Annotated in this window: 12 protein-coding genes; 7 read left to right on the top strand and 5 right to left on the bottom strand. The window is 37.7% G+C overall.

What is annotated here, in order from left to right; genetic code table 11:
- Positions 1–59 precede the first annotated feature (59 nt).
- From BMY50_RS27505 to BMY50_RS27495, 3 genes are read right to left on the bottom strand one after another with little or no spacing between them, the layout of a single operon-like run.
- Entirely contained in the window at positions 60–1,232 is a 1,173-nt protein-coding gene (locus BMY50_RS27505; RefSeq protein WP_093333036.1) for an acetyl-CoA C-acyltransferase, read from the bottom strand.
- 42 nt (positions 1,233–1,274) lie between these two features.
- Positions 1,275–3,704 (bottom strand): 3-hydroxyacyl-CoA dehydrogenase/enoyl-CoA hydratase family protein, encoded by a 2,430-nt coding sequence (locus tag BMY50_RS27500; protein ID WP_093333032.1) that lies wholly within the window; start codon positions 3,702–3,704, stop codon positions 1,275–1,277.
- Between the two features lie 25 nt (positions 3,705–3,729).
- Complete coding sequence (locus BMY50_RS27495) at positions 3,730–4,176, bottom strand: MarR family winged helix-turn-helix transcriptional regulator (protein ID WP_093333029.1); 447 nt, start codon at positions 4,174–4,176, stop codon at positions 3,730–3,732.
- A gap of 200 nt (positions 4,177–4,376) precedes the next feature.
- On the opposite strand from BMY50_RS27495, the gene BMY50_RS27490 reads away from it, so the two are divergent.
- Complete coding sequence (locus tag BMY50_RS27490) at positions 4,377–5,243, top strand: cupin-like domain-containing protein (RefSeq protein ID WP_093333026.1); 867 nt, start codon at positions 4,377–4,379, stop codon at positions 5,241–5,243.
- Positions 5,244–5,458: 215 nt separating this feature from the next.
- Here the strand turns inward: BMY50_RS27490 and BMY50_RS27485 are convergent, their stop codons facing one another.
- Entirely contained in the window at positions 5,459–7,255 is a 1,797-nt protein-coding gene (locus tag BMY50_RS27485; RefSeq protein WP_093333024.1) for an AMP-dependent synthetase/ligase, read from the bottom strand.
- A 274-nt stretch (positions 7,256–7,529) separates the two neighbouring features.
- Between BMY50_RS27485 and BMY50_RS27480 the strand changes: the two genes are divergently transcribed.
- Positions 7,530–8,024 (top strand): hypothetical protein, encoded by a 495-nt coding sequence (locus tag BMY50_RS27480; RefSeq protein ID WP_093333022.1) that lies wholly within the window; start codon positions 7,530–7,532, stop codon positions 8,022–8,024.
- A gap of 49 nt (positions 8,025–8,073) precedes the next feature.
- Here BMY50_RS27480 and BMY50_RS27475 read toward each other — a convergent pair whose 3' ends face one another.
- The gene (locus BMY50_RS27475; protein WP_238383910.1) at positions 8,074–9,837 is read right to left on the bottom strand and encodes a M61 family metallopeptidase; all 1,764 of its coding nucleotides are present in this window, start codon (positions 9,835–9,837) and stop codon (positions 8,074–8,076) included.
- Positions 9,838–10,102: 265 nt separating this feature from the next.
- On the opposite strand from BMY50_RS27475, the gene BMY50_RS27470 reads away from it, so the two are divergent.
- The 5 genes from BMY50_RS27470 to BMY50_RS27450 all read left to right on the top strand — a co-directional run bounded on the left by BMY50_RS27470 (position 10,103) and on the right by BMY50_RS27450 (position 17,200).
- Positions 10,103–11,161, top strand: a complete 1,059-nt coding sequence (locus tag BMY50_RS27470; protein ID WP_093333018.1) for an efflux RND transporter periplasmic adaptor subunit — start codon at positions 10,103–10,105, stop codon at positions 11,159–11,161.
- 4 nt (positions 11,162–11,165) lie between these two features.
- Positions 11,166–14,285: an efflux RND transporter permease subunit gene (locus BMY50_RS27465; RefSeq protein WP_093333015.1), complete on the top strand. Its 3,120-nt coding sequence runs from the start codon at positions 11,166–11,168 to the stop codon at positions 14,283–14,285.
- Between the two features lie 123 nt (positions 14,286–14,408).
- Positions 14,409–15,716, top strand: a complete 1,308-nt coding sequence (locus BMY50_RS27460) for a TolC family protein (RefSeq protein WP_093333013.1) — start codon at positions 14,409–14,411, stop codon at positions 15,714–15,716.
- 107 nt (positions 15,717–15,823) lie between these two features.
- Positions 15,824–16,675: an N-acetylglucosamine kinase gene (locus tag BMY50_RS27455; protein ID WP_093333011.1), complete on the top strand. Its 852-nt coding sequence runs from the start codon at positions 15,824–15,826 to the stop codon at positions 16,673–16,675.
- A gap of 12 nt (positions 16,676–16,687) precedes the next feature.
- Positions 16,688–17,200, top strand: coding sequence for a glutathione peroxidase (locus BMY50_RS27450; protein WP_093333009.1), 513 nt, complete (start codon positions 16,688–16,690; stop codon positions 17,198–17,200).
- The last annotated feature ends 633 nt before the right edge of the window (positions 17,201–17,833 follow it).

Raw genomic sequence — 17,833 nt, 5'->3', positions numbered from 1 at the left:
TTAGATAATTTGCCCATTTTATTTTCTGTTATTTACCTTAAATTACCTATGATTTAAAATTACATCATTTCAAATATACCAGCCGCCCCCTGGCCAGTGCCAACACACATTGTTACCATTCCATACTTTTGGTCTCTTCTTCTAAGTTCATTAAAAAGTTGCACACTTAATTTAGCCCCTGTACAACCGAGCGGATGACCAAGTGCAATAGCACCACCATTAACATTTAAAATAGCTGGATTGAGTCCTAATGTTCTTACCACAGCCAAAGACTGTGATGCGAAAGCCTCATTTAGCTCTATAAGCGCTAAATCATCTTGTTTAAGTCCGGCTTGTTTCAACGCTTTGGGAATTGCTTCAATCGGTCCAATTCCCATAATGCGCGGTGGGACACCTGCTACACTATAACTCACTAGTCTGGCAATAGGCGTTGCATTGAGCTCTTTCATTTTTGCCTCAGAAACAACTAGTACAAAAGCTGCTCCATCAGAAGTCTGGGAAGAATTGCCAGCCGTAACACTCCCACCTGCAGCGAAAACGGGTTTTAATTTCCCTAATAATTCTAGGTTAGTATCTGCTCTGGGTCCTTCATCTGTATCAACGATAAATTCTCTGCTTGTTAACTTCCCCTTTTCTAGTAAATTTTCCTTAATCGTAATCGGTACAATATCATCTTTAAACCTACCGCTCGTTATAGCCGAAATAGCCTTCTGATGAGACTGGTAAGAAAATTCATCCATGTCTTGTCGATTAACCTTAAACTCTTTCGCAACTGCTTCTGCCGTTAAACCCATATTCCAGTACCAATCAGGATGTTTCTTAGCTACATCTGCATTAGGCGCAATTTTCCATCCACCCATAGGCATCCCTGACATAACCTCTACTCCTCCTGCTATTATGACATCCGCCATGCCCGCTTTAATCTTAGCCACGGCAATGGCAATCGTTTCAAGTCCAGACGCACAATAACGATTCACAGTAGCGCCCGGTACCTTATCTGTATCTAAGGCCATCAACGAAATAAGTCGCGCTACATTTAGCCCTTGTTCAGCTTCGGGAGTAGCATTGCCAACAATCACATCATCTATTTGTTCGTTATCTAAATTGGGAACAGATGCGATCAAGTGTCTGATAACGTCTGCAGCTAAATCATCCGCTCTAGTAAAACGGAAAGCTCCCCTTGGAGCCTTTCCAACCGCTGTTCTATAACCTGCTATAATATATGCTTCCATAATTATGAGTATTTACCTTCTAAATAAGTAATACATTGAAAATTAGTTCCTTAATGCCTTTCCTTTAGTTAACATATGCTGAATACGTTCTAACGTTTTTCTTTCTGCAGTTAATTCTAAAAATGCTTTGCGTTCCAGATCTAATAGATATTGCTCTGATACTTCTGTAGGAGCAGAAAGGTCTCCTCCACACATTACCCAACCGAGTTTCTCCGATATCTTTTGATCATGCTCACTAATATAATTGCCTGACATCATTGAATTTGCTCCCACGTACACAATACCGAGTCCTTGCTTACCAAGTACTTTGATATCATTACGTTTTACCGGTTGCGTATACCCCCCATTGGCCAATTCAAGCGCCTTTGCTTTAGCATCTGCCAATAAACGACTCCGATTCATGGTAATTGCATACTTACCGTTTTGTAAATACCCTAGTTCAAATGCTTCTTCGGCAGAGGTGCTTACCTTTGCTTGTCCGATCGTTAAAAACCTATCTCTAAATATATTCTGCGTTATTTGATCATTTTTAAAATCATCCGACGCTCGTAAAGCAAATTCCTTTGATCCGCCACCACCAGGTATTACGCCTACCCCGAATTCGACTAAGCCCATATACGTCTCTGCGTGTAGCTGAACAAAATCGGCATGCATAGAAAATTCGCATCCTCCTCCAAGCGCTAAGTTAAAAGGCGCAGCAACCACCGGAATACTTGAGTACCGCAATCGCATGGAAGTATCTTGAAACGCCTTAACGGCCATATTTAATTCGTCGTAATCTTGTTCAACAGCCATCATAAAAATCATAGCGATGTTAGCTCCTGCAGAAAAATTAGGGCCATCATTACCTATCACTAAGCCTTTATAATCCTTTTCTGCCAATTCAATTGCTTTATTTACACCTTGTATCACATCGCCGCCAATTGTATTCATTTTAGTATGAATTTCAGCATTAATAATTCCATCGCCCAGATCAATAATGGAAACGCCGCAGTTTTTCCATATAGTATTGTTTTCTCTGATGTAATCTAATATAATCAGTTCTTCCGTTCCCGGAATATCCTGATAGCTCTTAGTTTTAATGTCATAGAATTTCTTTTTACCCTCTTCTATTTTGTAAAAGCGCTCGCACCCAGCCTCGAGCATATCGTAAACCCATTGGGCTACCTCACCTGTTTGGCCCGGTAGACGCTTAGCTTCATTTTTTATTTTTTCTAACGTATCTTTTACACCTAGGGCATCCCATATCTGAAAAGGTCCCAATTCCCAACCGAAGCCAGCCCTCATTGCATCATCTATCCTAAAGAAATCGTCCGTAATTTCAGGAACACGTTTAGACACATACTCAAACAAAGGGTAATGCATTGCCCTAAAAAGTTCACCGGCTTTATCATTCCCTTCTTCATAGACCTTCATTCGCTTAGTTAGATCATCAACCTTTTTAGTTTCATCCAAGGTTGGCGATTTAACTTTTTCCTGTTTACGATAGGATAAGTCTTTTAAATCGAGTACAAGTATCTCCGTGCCACCCTCTTTATCTTTAGTTTTTTTATAGAATCCCTGCTGTGTTTTTTCACCTAACCACTTATTTTCAGCCATTTTTAGGACATAAGAAGGCAATTTAAAGATTTCTCTAGCCTCATCTTGAGGAACATTGTCGTAAAGCCCATTGGCAACATTAACCATCGTATCTAAACCTACCACATCAGACGTTCTGAAAGTAGCAGATTTTGGATGCCCCATTGCAGGCCCGGTATATTTATCTACCTCTTCTATCGTTAATTCAAGTTGGCCAATAAGATGGGTGACTGCTAACATCGAATAAACACCTATCCTGTTCCCTATAAAGGCTGGCGTATCTTTACATAGAACAGTTGTTTTTCCTAAAAACTTGTCGCCATAATCTAACAGAAAATCTATAACTTCCGTATTTGTATTGGCGGTGGGTATAATTTCAAGCAGTCTCAAATAACGTGGTGGGTTAAAGAAGTGTGTGCCACAAAAATGCTGCACGAAGTCGTCACTTCTACCCTCTATCATTAAGTGTATTGGAATACCAGAGGTATTTGATGTAATTAAAGCCCCCTGTTTTCTATATTTCTCCACCTGCTCAAACACCTGCTTTTTGATATCTAATCGCTCAATAACTACTTCTATCACCCAATCCGCTTGTGCAATATCTTTCATATCATCCTCAAAGTTGCCTGTACTTATGCGGTTAAGATAACTTTTACTAAATAGCGGAGATGGGTTGCTTTTAACGGCAGTTTCAAGTGAGTGATTAACGATTCTATTTCTCACCGCCTTGCTTTGGAGCGTAAGACCTTTACCTTCTTCTTGCGCATTCAGTTCCTTCGGAACGATATCGAGCAACATTACAGATACTCCGATATTAGCGAAATGACAAGCGATTCGCGATCCCATTACCCCTGAACCAAGTACTGCAACCTTATTAATATGTCTGTTAGTCATAATTGAAAATGGTTTTATAAAATAATTATTTCGACAGATCCTCTTTTGGAATATATTTAACAGCTAGGTCATTTAAACGCTTCAGCGTATCAATAAGTTTTTCTCGATCGGTATCTTTTATATAACCATCAAGATAGCTATTGAATTCTCTCACAATATCTTTTGCAATTTCACGTTTTTTTTGGCCTTCTTCTGTTAAAAAAACTCTAACGGAACGCTTATCACGTGTATCAGCTTCCCTATAAATAAACCCTTGTTCTTCCATACCGCTTAACATTCGTGACAAACTGGTTGACTTCACACCTAAGAGGGTAGCAATTTGTGTAACAGGCGTCCCCTCTTTCCTAATATTGATTAACACGTAGCCAGTTGCTTGTGTTATACCATGTTTGGAAGCTAAATAGTTATATCGGTTGGCTATAGATTGCCATGTTATCTTTAAATAATAATCTATTGTATTATCTTGGTTCATATTTATTATGCTTGCATAGCAAATCTAATCTTTAATAATGTAAGAAACAAGAACTTTATCTATTTTATTATATCCTTTCATATACATTAAAAAAAGTTCGAAACTATCATTGCTTATAATCTCTCTAAATAAAACTGTCGCACATTTGCAAAAGAATTTATAAGTTTGCAGATAGACGTGTATTAACCCTATTTAGAGCAGTGCAACTAAAACAGACAGACAGACGGTCAGGATTAAGCTCAAAGGAGTTTCTTGAACAATATTTTAACAAGGGAATCCCAGTTATTTTAGATGATTTTGTTCGTAAAGATAGCCCGGCCTTCAGCAAATGGAATTATAGTTATTTCAAAGAGATTGCCGGAGACAATATAATCGAGTTGTATGGAAAAGAGGATGGATCTAATGACAGGGCAAAGAGTGCTCCGGTTGCAAAAATGAAATTCTCAGAATATTTGGATTTAATCGAAAAAGAACCAACCGACTTACGCATTTTTCTATTTAATCTGATAAAGTTAAAACCTGAACTTAATAACGATATTATCTACAATGATTTAACAGGCGGAAAAGTATTAAAATGGCTACCCTTCTTATTTTTCGGGGGAGAAGGCTCTAGTACGCGCAATCATTTTGATATTGATATGTCCAACGTGTTTATAACACAATATAAAGGTATTAAGAGAGTCTGGTTATTTCCATTAGAGCAATCAGATTTGATGTACAGACTCCCCTATAACTTTCATAGCATCGCAAATCTAAAAAATCCAGACTATACTAAATACCCTGCTTTAGAATATTTAAATGGTTATGAAGCAGAAATACATCCCGGGGAAACCTTGCTCATGCCTTCTGGATATTGGCATTACATACAATATGTAACTGAAGGTTATTCTATAAGTGTAAGGGCTTTACCGTCAAAAAGGATGGATAAATGGAAGGGATTTCGCAACCTGGTAATTACCAGGCATTTTGACAACACTATGCGAAAAATTTTTAAAAACAAATGGTACGAATATAAAATAGCAATTGCTACTTCCAGAGCAAACCGCGCGATAAAAAAATTAAAATAAGAGTTATTCGTTATTGGTTGTTGGTTATTCATTGTTCGTTGATAGTAGCAAGACGCTATTGATTATCAGAGACGGAAACCAAATATTAACGGTAATACAATAACAATATAGCGCTTATATGAGCCGCCTCTAGGTAAATATAGGCGCCCTTTTCGTTAAGAAAGGAGCAAGAATAACTAGCTGTTCGATCCCTTACGCGCCAGGAAAATCATTCGCTATTCATGCTTATGATCGCTCGTTACGTCTGCACCTTCTTCCCGATAGATGTCGTCAATAATCTCTTTATTTTTTTCGAGAATAACTTTTCTTTTTAAACTTAATTTTGGCGTCAATTCACCGCCATCTATACTCCACTCATTAGGTAACAAAGCAAATTTTTTCACTTGTTCCCAATGACCAAACCCTTCATTAGCTTTATCTATTATTTCTTGGTATTTGCTTAAAACCTGTTCATTTTCAACAATTTCTTCCTTAGAAGAAAAAGAAATTCCTTTTTTTTCTGCCCATTTTTTCAAATCATCAAAAGAAGGAATAATTAAGGCCGATGGAAATCTTCTACCTTCTCCTATGACCATAACTTGTGCAATTAACACCGATTCCATAAATTTATTTTCTAGCATTTGAGGGGCTACATATTTCCCACCAGCAGTTTTAAACATTTCCTTTTTGCGATCCGTAATTCTCAAAAACCCGTCTGACGTTAGCTCGCCAATGTCACCCGTCTTAAAGTAACCATCCTCATTAAAGGAATCTTGAGTTGCCTGGTCGTTTTTATAGTAACCTTTTGTAATATTTGGTCCTTTACACAAAACTTCTCCATCTGCAGCTATCTTTACATCAACCGATTTCAGTACTTTTCCTACGGAACCGAATAACAGCCCCTTTGGTTCCAAATTGTTAACGGCTATCACAGGTGATGTTTCAGTAAGGCCATAACCTTCCAAGACCGGTATCCCCGCTGCCCAAAATATACGAGCCAAGCGTTCCTGTAGCGCTGCGCCACCACTGATGATAGCTACGATCTCACCTCCCAAAGCTTCTCTCCACTTTTTAAATATTATCGCCCTAGCAATTGAAAGTTTAATCTTATAGAAAAAGGAATTCCTATAAGGCTCTTTAAATTTCAACCCTAAATTAAGTGCCCAAAAAAACAATGATCGCTTTATACCCGTAAGCGCTGCTCCTTTTGCCACTATTTTATCATATACCTTTTCCAACACACGAGGCACGGTAGTAAATCCATTAGGTTTAACATCATTTATATCAGCAACAATCGTGTCCATGCTTTCTGCATAATAAATAGATATACCTTTAAAGTAGTACATATAAACCACCATTCTTTCGAAAATATGAGACAGCGGCAAAAAACTGATAGCTTTTTTATAATTTGAAGGGAGAAGATGTGCGCAATCGGTAAAATTACTTATTAAATTTTGGTGAGATAGAAAAACCCCTTTAGGCTTCCCGGTTGTACCAGACGTGTAAATCAAGGTTAACAAATCATCTCCATCTATCGCGCTTTTATAAGGTTCCAAATCGGTATTAAGTGTAGCGCCTTTCCTTTCTATTTCTTTCCAATATTTCTTATGCTGTACCTCCTCAAAAGTGTATATTGGCATGTTTTTTTCATGTTGTTTCAGCGCAGTTTCTACTTTTTCACATAAATCCTGTGTACCTATAAACATCATTACGACATCTGCATCCTCCATAATGTAATGAAGATCATTGTCGGATAGCGTGGGATATAAGGGTACGGTAGCCGCTCCTAATTGATTAATTGCAAAATCGACAAAGTTCCACTCAGGCCGATTGGCGGACATAATAGCTATCTTATCACCTTTTTTGATACCTAAATCAACCAAGCCCCTACTCAAGTTATCAACAATTGCCAGGAAATCATCCGTTTTATACTCCACCCATTTTCCCTTTTCCTTTCCGGAAACTACTATTTTCTGACCATATTTAGTTCTATAATATTCTAATAAGTCGAAAACACGCTCTACTTTTATCATAACACATTACTTATATATTTATATTAATCGGTTAACTAGCGCTTCATTAAAGGTAAGCAAAAAATATGTAAACCGTATTGGTATTGAAATAAAAAAACGGCCTACAGCTCTTTGAGCATACAAATATATTATGCAAGCATAATAAAAAAAATAATTGACATTTCTTTTGTAAACAATAATATACAGTAAAGATTGTTTTTGCCTCAACTAAATGTAACTTTGGAGCTTGTTTAAAAAGTATAGCTAATAAAGATTATTTATTAAAGATTATTTTATGAAAAGATTATTATTGACGGCCATAAGTATTATCTCATTGTCGTTAGTTGGATTAGAAGTGAAGGCGCAAGCTACAGAAGGGCATGACTATAAAAATGCGATAGGAGGTAGATTTGGGGTAGCAAATGGTATAACTTTTAAAACCTTTTTAAATGACCAAAACGCACTCGACGTAATTTTAAATTTCCGTTCAAACAGTAAATCTTCTACTTTCAAATTGGTCGGACTATATGAAATACATAACCCAATCGATACAGCTCCCGGATTAAGGTGGTATTATGGTGGCGGTGCAGGAATCGGTACGTATAAAAATAAAGAAACTGATAATAGCGGCGCGGCCTTTAGTATTGATGGGGTGCTGGGACTCGATTATAAAATTGATGGGGCACCAATCAATCTTTCTTTAGATTGGAAGCCCGAAATGCGATTCGCGCCTGACAATACAGGTGTAGACTTTGCAGGATTTGGATTATCAATCAGATTTGCATTCTAAACAAACGAGGCGGTTCATATGAACCGCCTCGTTTGTTTAGCTACTATTTTTAGTGTAGCCATTTATCCTTTAATTTGCTTTGTTCTGGCAGCGGATTGTCTATAAACTTTATTAAATATTTGCCACTTTTGTTTGTTCCGAGTTTTATATCCAACTCTTTTAAAACACCGTCCCTGGCTACAAGTATTTTAACTACGTCCTCGATTTTGCTCGCTTGAATAGTGCGTTCAAGTTCTTTCCCAGCAATATCAATACGATATCCGTTAATACCGATAAGTTCATCCTTCACATTTAATCCGCCCTCCCACGCACCACTACCTCTGTACACATTTTGAACGGTTAACTTCCCATCACTAATTGTTGTTTTAATACCTAAATCAGGTATTTCATAACCCTTATTTAGATCTGAAAGTTCAGCACCAACCAACTGTAAATATTTATTATAATCAGGTGAGCTTGCACTATTAACCATTTCATAAACATCGTCGAGCGAAATTCCTGCTACCTTTTCAGCGATTGATTTAAATTCCTGGTCGGTAAAACCCTTGGCCCTCTTCTTATAAAATTCGTTATACGCCGCTTTCATTACATCGTCTAAACCCTTTTCGCCGTTGGTTGCCTTCAATATTTTAAGATCCATCATCATTGCCATAAGTGCTCCTTTGTTATAATAAGATACGATACTATTGACCGAATTTTCATCTTGTCTATAATATTTGATCCAGGCATCAAAACTCGATTCACTTAACGGTTGTACCAGATTTCCCGGTCGATTTTCTACAGCGGCTATATCACTCGCTAATAACTGTAAATAAGCATCTTCTGTATAAAAACCGGCACGTCTGACCAACAAATTGTCATAATAAGCCGTGAATCCCTCCCCTATCCACAAATCTGTTGTATAATTTTCTTTGTCATAATCAAATGGCCCTAATGTTACTGGTCGCAATCTTTTAATATTCCATAAATGAAAATATTCATGTGCTACTAAGCTCAAAAAGGACTTATATCCATTTTCAGTACCATAGGCAAATCTTGAGGCACCTAATACAGTAGAGTTAAGGTGCTCCAGCCCTCCTCCCCCTGATTGATAATTATGCACGATAAACACATAGTGTTCATTAGGGTTTTCTCCAAATACTGCTGTAGCGGACTCAACAATTTTCGCCATGTCTGCGCTAAGCCGTTCCTTATCATAATTTCCACCACCATACATAGCTACTTCATGATTCACGCCAGCTGCAGTAAAATTAAATACGTCCTGATTACCAACCTCTATCGGTGAATCAAATAAGACATCAAAATCTGTCGCGGTATAAGTAAATTGCTTTTGATCAACCGGCGTTAAACCAGTTGAAACGCGCGACCAAGTCTTAAAAGGTTTAATAGTCACTTCGGCAGGTCTTTTCACCTGGCCATCTGGATACATAAAAATGCCCGTAGGAGACAAAAATGCGTGTGAGGCATCTACAAAGCTCGTACGAACAGATACTTCAAAAGCATAAACCCTATAATTTACTAAAACGGTCTTCTCTTTCCCAGTCGTAATTCGCCAGGTATTTTTAGTCATCTTTTGGACACCTAATTCACCACCACTTACCGTCTTAGCGCGAAAACCCTCTACATTTTTTGAAAATTCTCTCACTAAATAAGATCCAGGCGCCCATACAGGCATTTTCACATCAATATAGTCTTTCGAAACATCCTTAATTTCCATTTGTACTTCGACGTAATGAGCTTGCGGTTCTTTAAATGACACTTCAAATTTAATAGGTGCCTGCGCATATAATTCAGAGGATCCGATGATTACCATAAAAATTGAAAAAATAATAGTTTTAATAAACGACTTACACATACTTAAAAACAATTAAGTCGCAAAGGTACTAATTTCGAGCATCAAGCCTCTTCTTTTTTGTGTTTCGTCTTCTTGATCCTATTTCACATCAATAATGTTGCAGAAACGTATTACAAATAATGGTTAACTTTAGCCCTTGTTACAAATAAATGACGTCAGATCAACTGTTAATATTGCTTTTACCATTGTAATAAACACTAAAACACAGTCAATATTTTTCTTAATGAAGAGAAAGTACATTTACTTAACCATTATTGTAGGCTTCGTTGCCTTTGCTGCTTACAAATATTCTAATAAAGGAGAAGGAAAAATTGAAGCTCCTACAGGCCCATCTGCTGGTTCTCCTATAACTGTAAATGCCATAATTATTAAACCGCGCAATTTTTCTAATGCCTTAACTGTTTCAGGCGCAATAGAGGCGAATGAGCAGGTTCAAATTAGAAGTGAGGTCTCTGGGATAATACGCAATTTGTATTTCAAGGAAGGGACACACGTTAATAAAGGTCAAGTCTTATTTACTATTGATGATACAGAATTACAGGCTCAATTACTTCAACGACAAACCCAGGAGAAATTGGCAAATGAAAACGCCAGGAGAGCTGGCTTGCTTTTCGAAAAAGAAGCTATCAGCTCACAAGAAAACGATGTAGCTAATGCCGATCTTCAATCTGCCAAGGCGCAAACACAGCTTGTAAATGCTCAAATATTCAAAACCAAAGTGAGAGCTCCTTTTGATGGCAAAATAGGCTTAAGATCTGTTTCAGCAGGGGAATATTTGACGCCTAATACGATAGTAGCAAATTTAATGAGTACAAATCCCATTAAAGTGATGTTCTCTGTTCCCGAAAAATATACAACTCAAATTAATGAGGGACAGACACTGACCTTCGCTGTAAGTGGATCCAATAAAAAATATAATGCAAAAATTTATGCTATCGAACCGGGTATAGATGCCATAACACGAACCATACAGATAAGAGCACTAGCCAATAATGATTCGGGCGAGCTGTTCCCTGGTGCTTTTGCTAGCGTGGAGCTTCCCTTATCAACTGTAAAAGATGCTGTATTAATACCTACCGAATCTATTGTTCCTATACAGAATGGCAAACAAGCTTTCTTATATAAAAATGGGGTAGCCAAAGCCGTTGATATTGAAACGGAAAGTCGAACTCGGGAAGATGTTTTAGTAACTAAAGGTATCCAAATTGGCGATACCGTTATCACTTCTGGTATCATGTCTTTAAAAGATAGCGTGGCGATAAAAGTTGAATTAAAACCTTAATGCTATGAGTTTATCAACAACAAGTATAAAGCGGCCGGTACTCACTATTGTTCTTAACCTGCTTCTCATTCTCTTTGGTATTATTGGTTACTCTTTTTTAGGCATTCGAGAATTCCCTTCCATAGATCCTCCTATTGTTTCCGTTAGGACGAACTATGCTGGCGCCAATCCAGATATCATCGAATCGCAAATTACGGAACCGTTAGAAAAATCAATTAATCAGATTGATGGGATCCGAAATATCTCATCTACAAGCAATCAAGGTTCAAGTAATATTAATATTGAATTTATTTTAGGGAAAAATCTAGAGGAAGCAGCAAACGATGTGCGTGATAAAGTTTCGCAAGCACTGAGAAGTTTACCCGAAGATATAGATGCCCCACCCGTTGTTTCCAAGGCCGATGCCGATTCTGAACCCATTATAATACTAACAGTTAGAAGTGAAAAGCGAAACATTTTAGACCTTAATGACATAGCAGAAAATGTGATTGCGCAGAGGCTACAGACCTTACCTGGAGTTAGTACCGTTCAAATTTATGGGCAAAAACGTTACGCAATGCGTATGTGGATTGAACCCATGCGCCTAGCAGCTTATGGCCTTACTCCTTTAGATGTGAGAAATGCCCTTACGCTTCAAAATGTTGAGCTACCTTCGGGAAAAATCACTGGGGCCAATACGGAATTAACGGTAAAAACCATTGGCAATTTAGCAACGGAAGATGATTTTAACAATCTCATCATCAAGACTGATGGTAATCGTATTATTCGCTTCAGTGATATTGGCAAGGCCGTGTTAGGACCAGAAAATTTGGAAACCAATATGCGTGAGTCGAACACGCCAATGGTTGGTTTAGCCATTATTCCACAGCCAGGCACCAATTACATTGAGATTGCAGATGCCTTTTATACTCGATTAGAACAAATAAAGAATGAAGTACCAACCGATGTTCAAATGAATGTAGCGGTTGATAATACAATATTTATAAAAAAATCAGTAACGGAAGTTGCCGAAACTATTCTTATATCCTTAATATTAGTTGTCCTTATTATCTACCTCTTTTTTAGAAATTGGGGCATTGCCTTCCGTCCGTTGATCGATATACCAGTATCACTTATTGCGACTTTCTTTATCATGTATATTCTGGGCTTTTCTGTTAACGTATTAACGTTGTTGGCTGTGGTATTAGCAACAGGACTGGTGGTGGATGACGGTATAGTTGTCACGGAAAATATTTATAAAAAAGTAGAAGAAGGTATGTCTCCTATGCAGGCAGCAATAAAAGGATCTAATGAAATTTTCTTTGCTGTGATTTCTATTTCGGTCACACTAGCGGCTGTTTTTTTACCCGTCATGTTTTTAGAAGGCTTCGTAGGACGCTTGTTTAGAGAATTTGGCGTCGTAGTTGCATCAGCTGTGTTAATTTCTTCATTTGTCTCTTTGACGCTTACGCCGATGTTAAATGCGTATCTCATGCCAAAGGGAGGGATTAAACATTCTCGCTTTTATGAACTTACTGAGCCCTATTTTGAAAAGATGACTTCGGGATATGGAAAGATCCTATACCATTTTCTAAAACACAAATGGCTCAGCTTTCCAATTCTGGGAGTCTGTTTTGCACTTATATTTTATTTTTGGCAGAACTTAAAAAAAGAAACAGCGCCGTATGAAGACAGAAGTAGAATCAGCGCCAATATAACAGCGCCTGAAGGCAGCTCTTATGAGTATATGGATCGATTCATGTTGGAGCTGGCACAGCTAGTTAATGATTCAATTCCTGAAAAAACCGTAAATTTAGTAATGACCTCACCTGGATATGGTGGAAGTGCCAGTACAAACAGCGGAAGGTTACGTATCTCTTTGGTTGATCCTGAAAAAAGAGACCGAAGCCAAGAAGCGATAGCAGAAGCTTTAACTAAGCAAACAAAAAAATATTCTGAGGCCAGAACATTCATAACACAACAGCCAACCATTTCTGTCAATAGACGTGGTGGATTACCGATCCAGTATGTCATTCAAGCTCCTACTTTTGACAAACTCCGAGAAAAAATCCCTGTTTTTTTAAATATGGCGAATAGTGATCCTACTTTTTCGGTGGTAGATGTAGATCTAAAGTTTAATCGGCCGGAATTAAATATTAGTATTGATCGAGACAAAGCACAAAGTTTAGGTGTTTCGGTACTTGATGTCGCGCAGACACTTCAACTTTCACTCAGCGGGCAACGCTTTGCCTATTTTCTTATGAATGGAAAGCAATACCAAGTTATTGGTCAATTTGATGATATTGACAGAAGCTCACCGATAGACTTAGCTTCCATATTCGTCAGGAGCAGTAATGGCCAACAAATTCAACTTGACAATGTTGTTAAAATTGAAGAGCGGTCGAGCCCTCCACAACTTTATCATAACAACCGATTTATGTCGGCCACGATATCAGCGGGACTTGCTCCAGGCGAAAGTTTGGGTGATGGCATTGAAGCTATGGATCGTATTGCAGACAAGGTTTTGGATGATAGTTTTTCTACTGATTTAGGAGGGGAGTCGCGCGACTTTCGCGAAAGTGGCTCAAACACCTTATTCGCGTTTGGCTTAGCACTACTGCTAGTATACCTTATATTAGCCGCACAATTTGAAAGTTTTTTAGATCCCTTTATGATTATTCTGACGGTGCCTATGGCAGTTGCCGGCGCAATGCTATCTTTATGGATAACGGGCCAAAGTTGGAATATTTTTAGCCAGATTGGTACCATCATGTTAATTGGCTTGGTCACGAAAAATGGAATTTTAATTGTTGAATTTGCAAATCAATTAAAAGAAGAAGGAAGACCAATAAAGCAAGCCATTTTAGAAGCTGCAGAAGCTCGTTTACGTCCTATTTTAATGACTAGTTTAGCCATTGTGCTTGGCGCCTTACCCATTGCTTTGGCTCTCGGAGCAGCAGCTACTAGTCGTATAGGTATGGGGGTTGTTATCGTAGGTGGAACGATGTTTTCCTTGATTCTAACGCTGTTTGTTATTCCTGCTATTTACTTATTATGGTCACGCCCGTACAAGCCAAATCTCGATTTGAAAGAAGCAGAAGAAATAGAGAAACAAGAAATAAAAGACGTGCAACCAATAATATAAACAGTTTATAGGTTTATGAACCGTCCATGTTTAAAATTTCATTTTTATCACACAGGTGGTCCGCCAGCTGGCGGATTAAACATGGTAAGCTCCATCTGACTGATGGGTTAAAATTATTTACAGATGAAAAAGATATTGTGTATCTTCCTAATAATATATATTGCCCCATATTTAGCCTACGCTCAAGACACACTTGGTCTGGAAGACGCTATAGCTATAGCACTCAAGCAAAACTATGACATTCGATTAGTTAGCAATAATCTCGTTGTTGCAGAGAACAATGCAAGCGTTGCAAATGCCGGTATGCTACCTCGCGTAACAGGCGATGCTTCCTCTTCTGCCGCGTTACAAAACACCACACAAACGCTACTTAGTGGAGAAACTAGATCACTAAAAGGGGCTAGAAATACCTCACTTGCTTATGGCGCGAATCTTGACTGGACGATTTTCGATGGGTTTCAAATGTTTGCAAAATATGATCAACTAAAGGAATTAAAAAAGCTGGGGGAAGCGAACCTCCAACAATCTGTTTTAGCCACCGTTTTTAATGTGGTAAGCCAGTATTTTGATTTAATACAGCAAAAGCAGCAACTCAATGCCCTTCGAACAGCGTTAGATCTGTCACGTTATAGGCTTGAAATGGCAGAAAACCGTTATCAGATAGGTAGAGTATCAAAACTTGAAGTACTCGCCTCTAAAGTCGACTTAAATACAGACACTACTAATTTAATGCGCCAAAACGTACTTTTCGGTAATACAAAAATCAAGCTTAACGAAGTATTAGCTAGAGACGTAAACACGCCATTTGACGTAACCGACAGCATCAGCATAGAAGACAACTTAAAATACGATCTTTTACTCAACTTAGCTCTCCAGCATAATCCAGATCTACAGGCAGCCCTCATTAATCGAAGAATTGCACAATTAAACCTCAAACAGGTGAAGGGACAACGCTATCCGACGATTAATTTGAATTCAGCTTATACGCGTACACGTACGACAGCTGAACTCGGTTTTGCTACAAAAAACATAGGAAATGGATTCAGTTACGGCGTATCGGCCTCCGTAAATATCTTCAATGGCTTCCTGCAAAAAAGAAATGAAAAAAATGCTACCTTAGAAATAGATAATGCCAGCATAAGTTTAGAAAAAGTTAATCAAGGCATTTTATCGCAACTATCAGCCGCTTACCAAACCTACTTAGTTAATCTTGAATTAGTTGAACTTGAAAACAAAAATCAATCGGTAGCTAAGCAGAACATGGATATCACGCTGGAAAAGTATCGATTAGGAAGCATTACACCGCTAGAATTTCGTGAAGCTCAAAGAAACTATGTAGACGCAAGTGTACGTTTCAGCAATGCACAATACGAAGCAAAAATGGCCGAAATCGGGTTGAAACAAATTTCTGGTGCGCTGACCCTCGATTAATGCTACCGACTCACATCCTTATAGATAGCATATTTTTTGCAAATACTCGCAACTTTAATTAAGTTTGCATATACGTTAACATACTTAAAACCTGGTGAATAATAACTATGATATTAGTCGTAGATAGTGGTTCCTATAAATCCGATTGGATGCTTGCGCTTCCTAATAGTGAACCATTAACTTTTAGAACGAGAGGACTAAACCCATTTTTTACCACCGAAAAGGAAATTGTAAAAATTGTACAGAACATCACCGATATCATACCATACGCTAATCAGATTTCCGAGCTTTATTTCTTTGGATCGGGGTGTACAAATCCTGATAGAAGAGAAATGGTGTCAAATGCCTTATCACAAATTTTTAAAAATGCTTTTATCTCAGTTGAGACAGATCTAATCGGGTCGGCTTATGCCACCTGTGGTAATGACAGTGGTTATACTGCAGTGCTTGGTACAGGATCAAATGTCACTTTTTTTGATGGAGAACAAGTGCAGCCTACAAAACAGGGATTAGGCTTTATCCTGGGGGATGAAGGATCAGGAGCCTGGTTTGGAAAAAAGCTACTTACTGCTTTTCTTTATGAAGCTATGCCTGAAGAATTGGCTTACAAATTTGAACATACCTATCGTGTCAATAAAGAAATTGTTATAAAAAACGTTTATCAACGGGCCTCACCTAACACATACCTCGCTTCTTTTGCACCTTTTATGGAAAGCAATCAAGAACACCCTTATATTCAGGGTTTGCTGCATAAAGGGTTTGAGGAATTCGTCAAAACAAACATTCTACTATTCCCAGATTATCAACAGCATATTTTTCATTTTGTCGGCTCTATCGCCTATTATTTTAGTGAGCAGCTAAGGCTTGTATGCAATCAGTATGCTGTTCAAATTGGAAAAATAATTCGCCGTCCTATTGAAGAATTATTTAACTTCGTTATTGAAAGAGAAACTGTTTAAAACTCATAAAATATGAAAACGTTGCTGTTAGTTATAACGTTATTGGTAACATTGCCTGCCGACAATATTTACCAATTTAAAATCACTTCGATCGATGGCCAAACTATCGACTTAAGCCAGTTTAAGGGTAAAAAAATACTCTTCGTAAACACGGCATCTAAATGCGGGTTTACGCCACAGTATAAAGAGTTGGAAGAACTCTCAGAAAAGTTCAAAGATAAATTGGTTGTCATTGGATTTCCTGCTAACAATTTTGGAAGTCAAGAGCCCGGAGCAAATGAGGACATCAAAAGTTTCTGTGAAGAAAACTATGGCGTAACCTTTTTACTGTCCGAGAAGAGCAGTGTAAAAGGAAGCGATATTAATCCCTTATTTGCTTATTTAACTAATGCGGAAAATCCCGATTTTACCGGTGAGATTAAATGGAACTTTGAAAAGTTTTTAGTTAACGAAAATGGAAAATTGATTCATCGCTATCGTTCTGCTATAAAGCCTCTCTCGAAGGAAATCACTTCGCAGCTATAATTATTTACATTTATTACAAAAGATGCAATAATAAAGCGTCTTTTAATAGCCAAAAAGAAAATCCTGACGATGAGCGCCAGGATTTTACTAACCAATTATAAACCTAAATTATGAAAAGACTTCTCTAAAAACTATCTTAATATACGCAATCGATCATACCTCAATAGTCTACAAAGAATAGTTACAAACTTTATGCCAAACAAAAAATGGGCGACCTCAAAACGTGGCCGCCCATTTGACACATTAGATTTGCAATTGGCTTTCTAAAAGTATGACAAACTAGTGATAAATCAAAATTTAAATGATCTTTTATAAATCTAATTTTAGATGAAAGAAAATTACCTTGGCTGGTAAACGAGTGTTCATAAAATATCCATTACGATTTTTCAGCTTATTATCCGCTGTATATTCAAGGTTTCCATTATCATCGCAAAAAATCATTTTAATTGCAATAAGCTAGCAGTTATCTACTTACACAAAAAACTAATATTTTATGAAAAAATATTTTGCAATATTAATGAACAACTCTATATTTGCATTCCCAAACGGGAATAAGCTTATTCAAATAGAGCTTAATAAATAGGAGGCTTAGCTCAGCTGGTTCAGAGCATCTGCCTTACAAGCAGAGGGTCA

It is taken from the genome of Olivibacter domesticus (assembly GCF_900109575.1).
Classification (GTDB): domain Bacteria; phylum Bacteroidota; class Bacteroidia; order Sphingobacteriales; family Sphingobacteriaceae; genus Olivibacter; species Olivibacter domesticus.
Note: the sequence above shows the minus strand (reverse complement) of the source record. Positions and strands in the feature narration are given on the sequence as shown.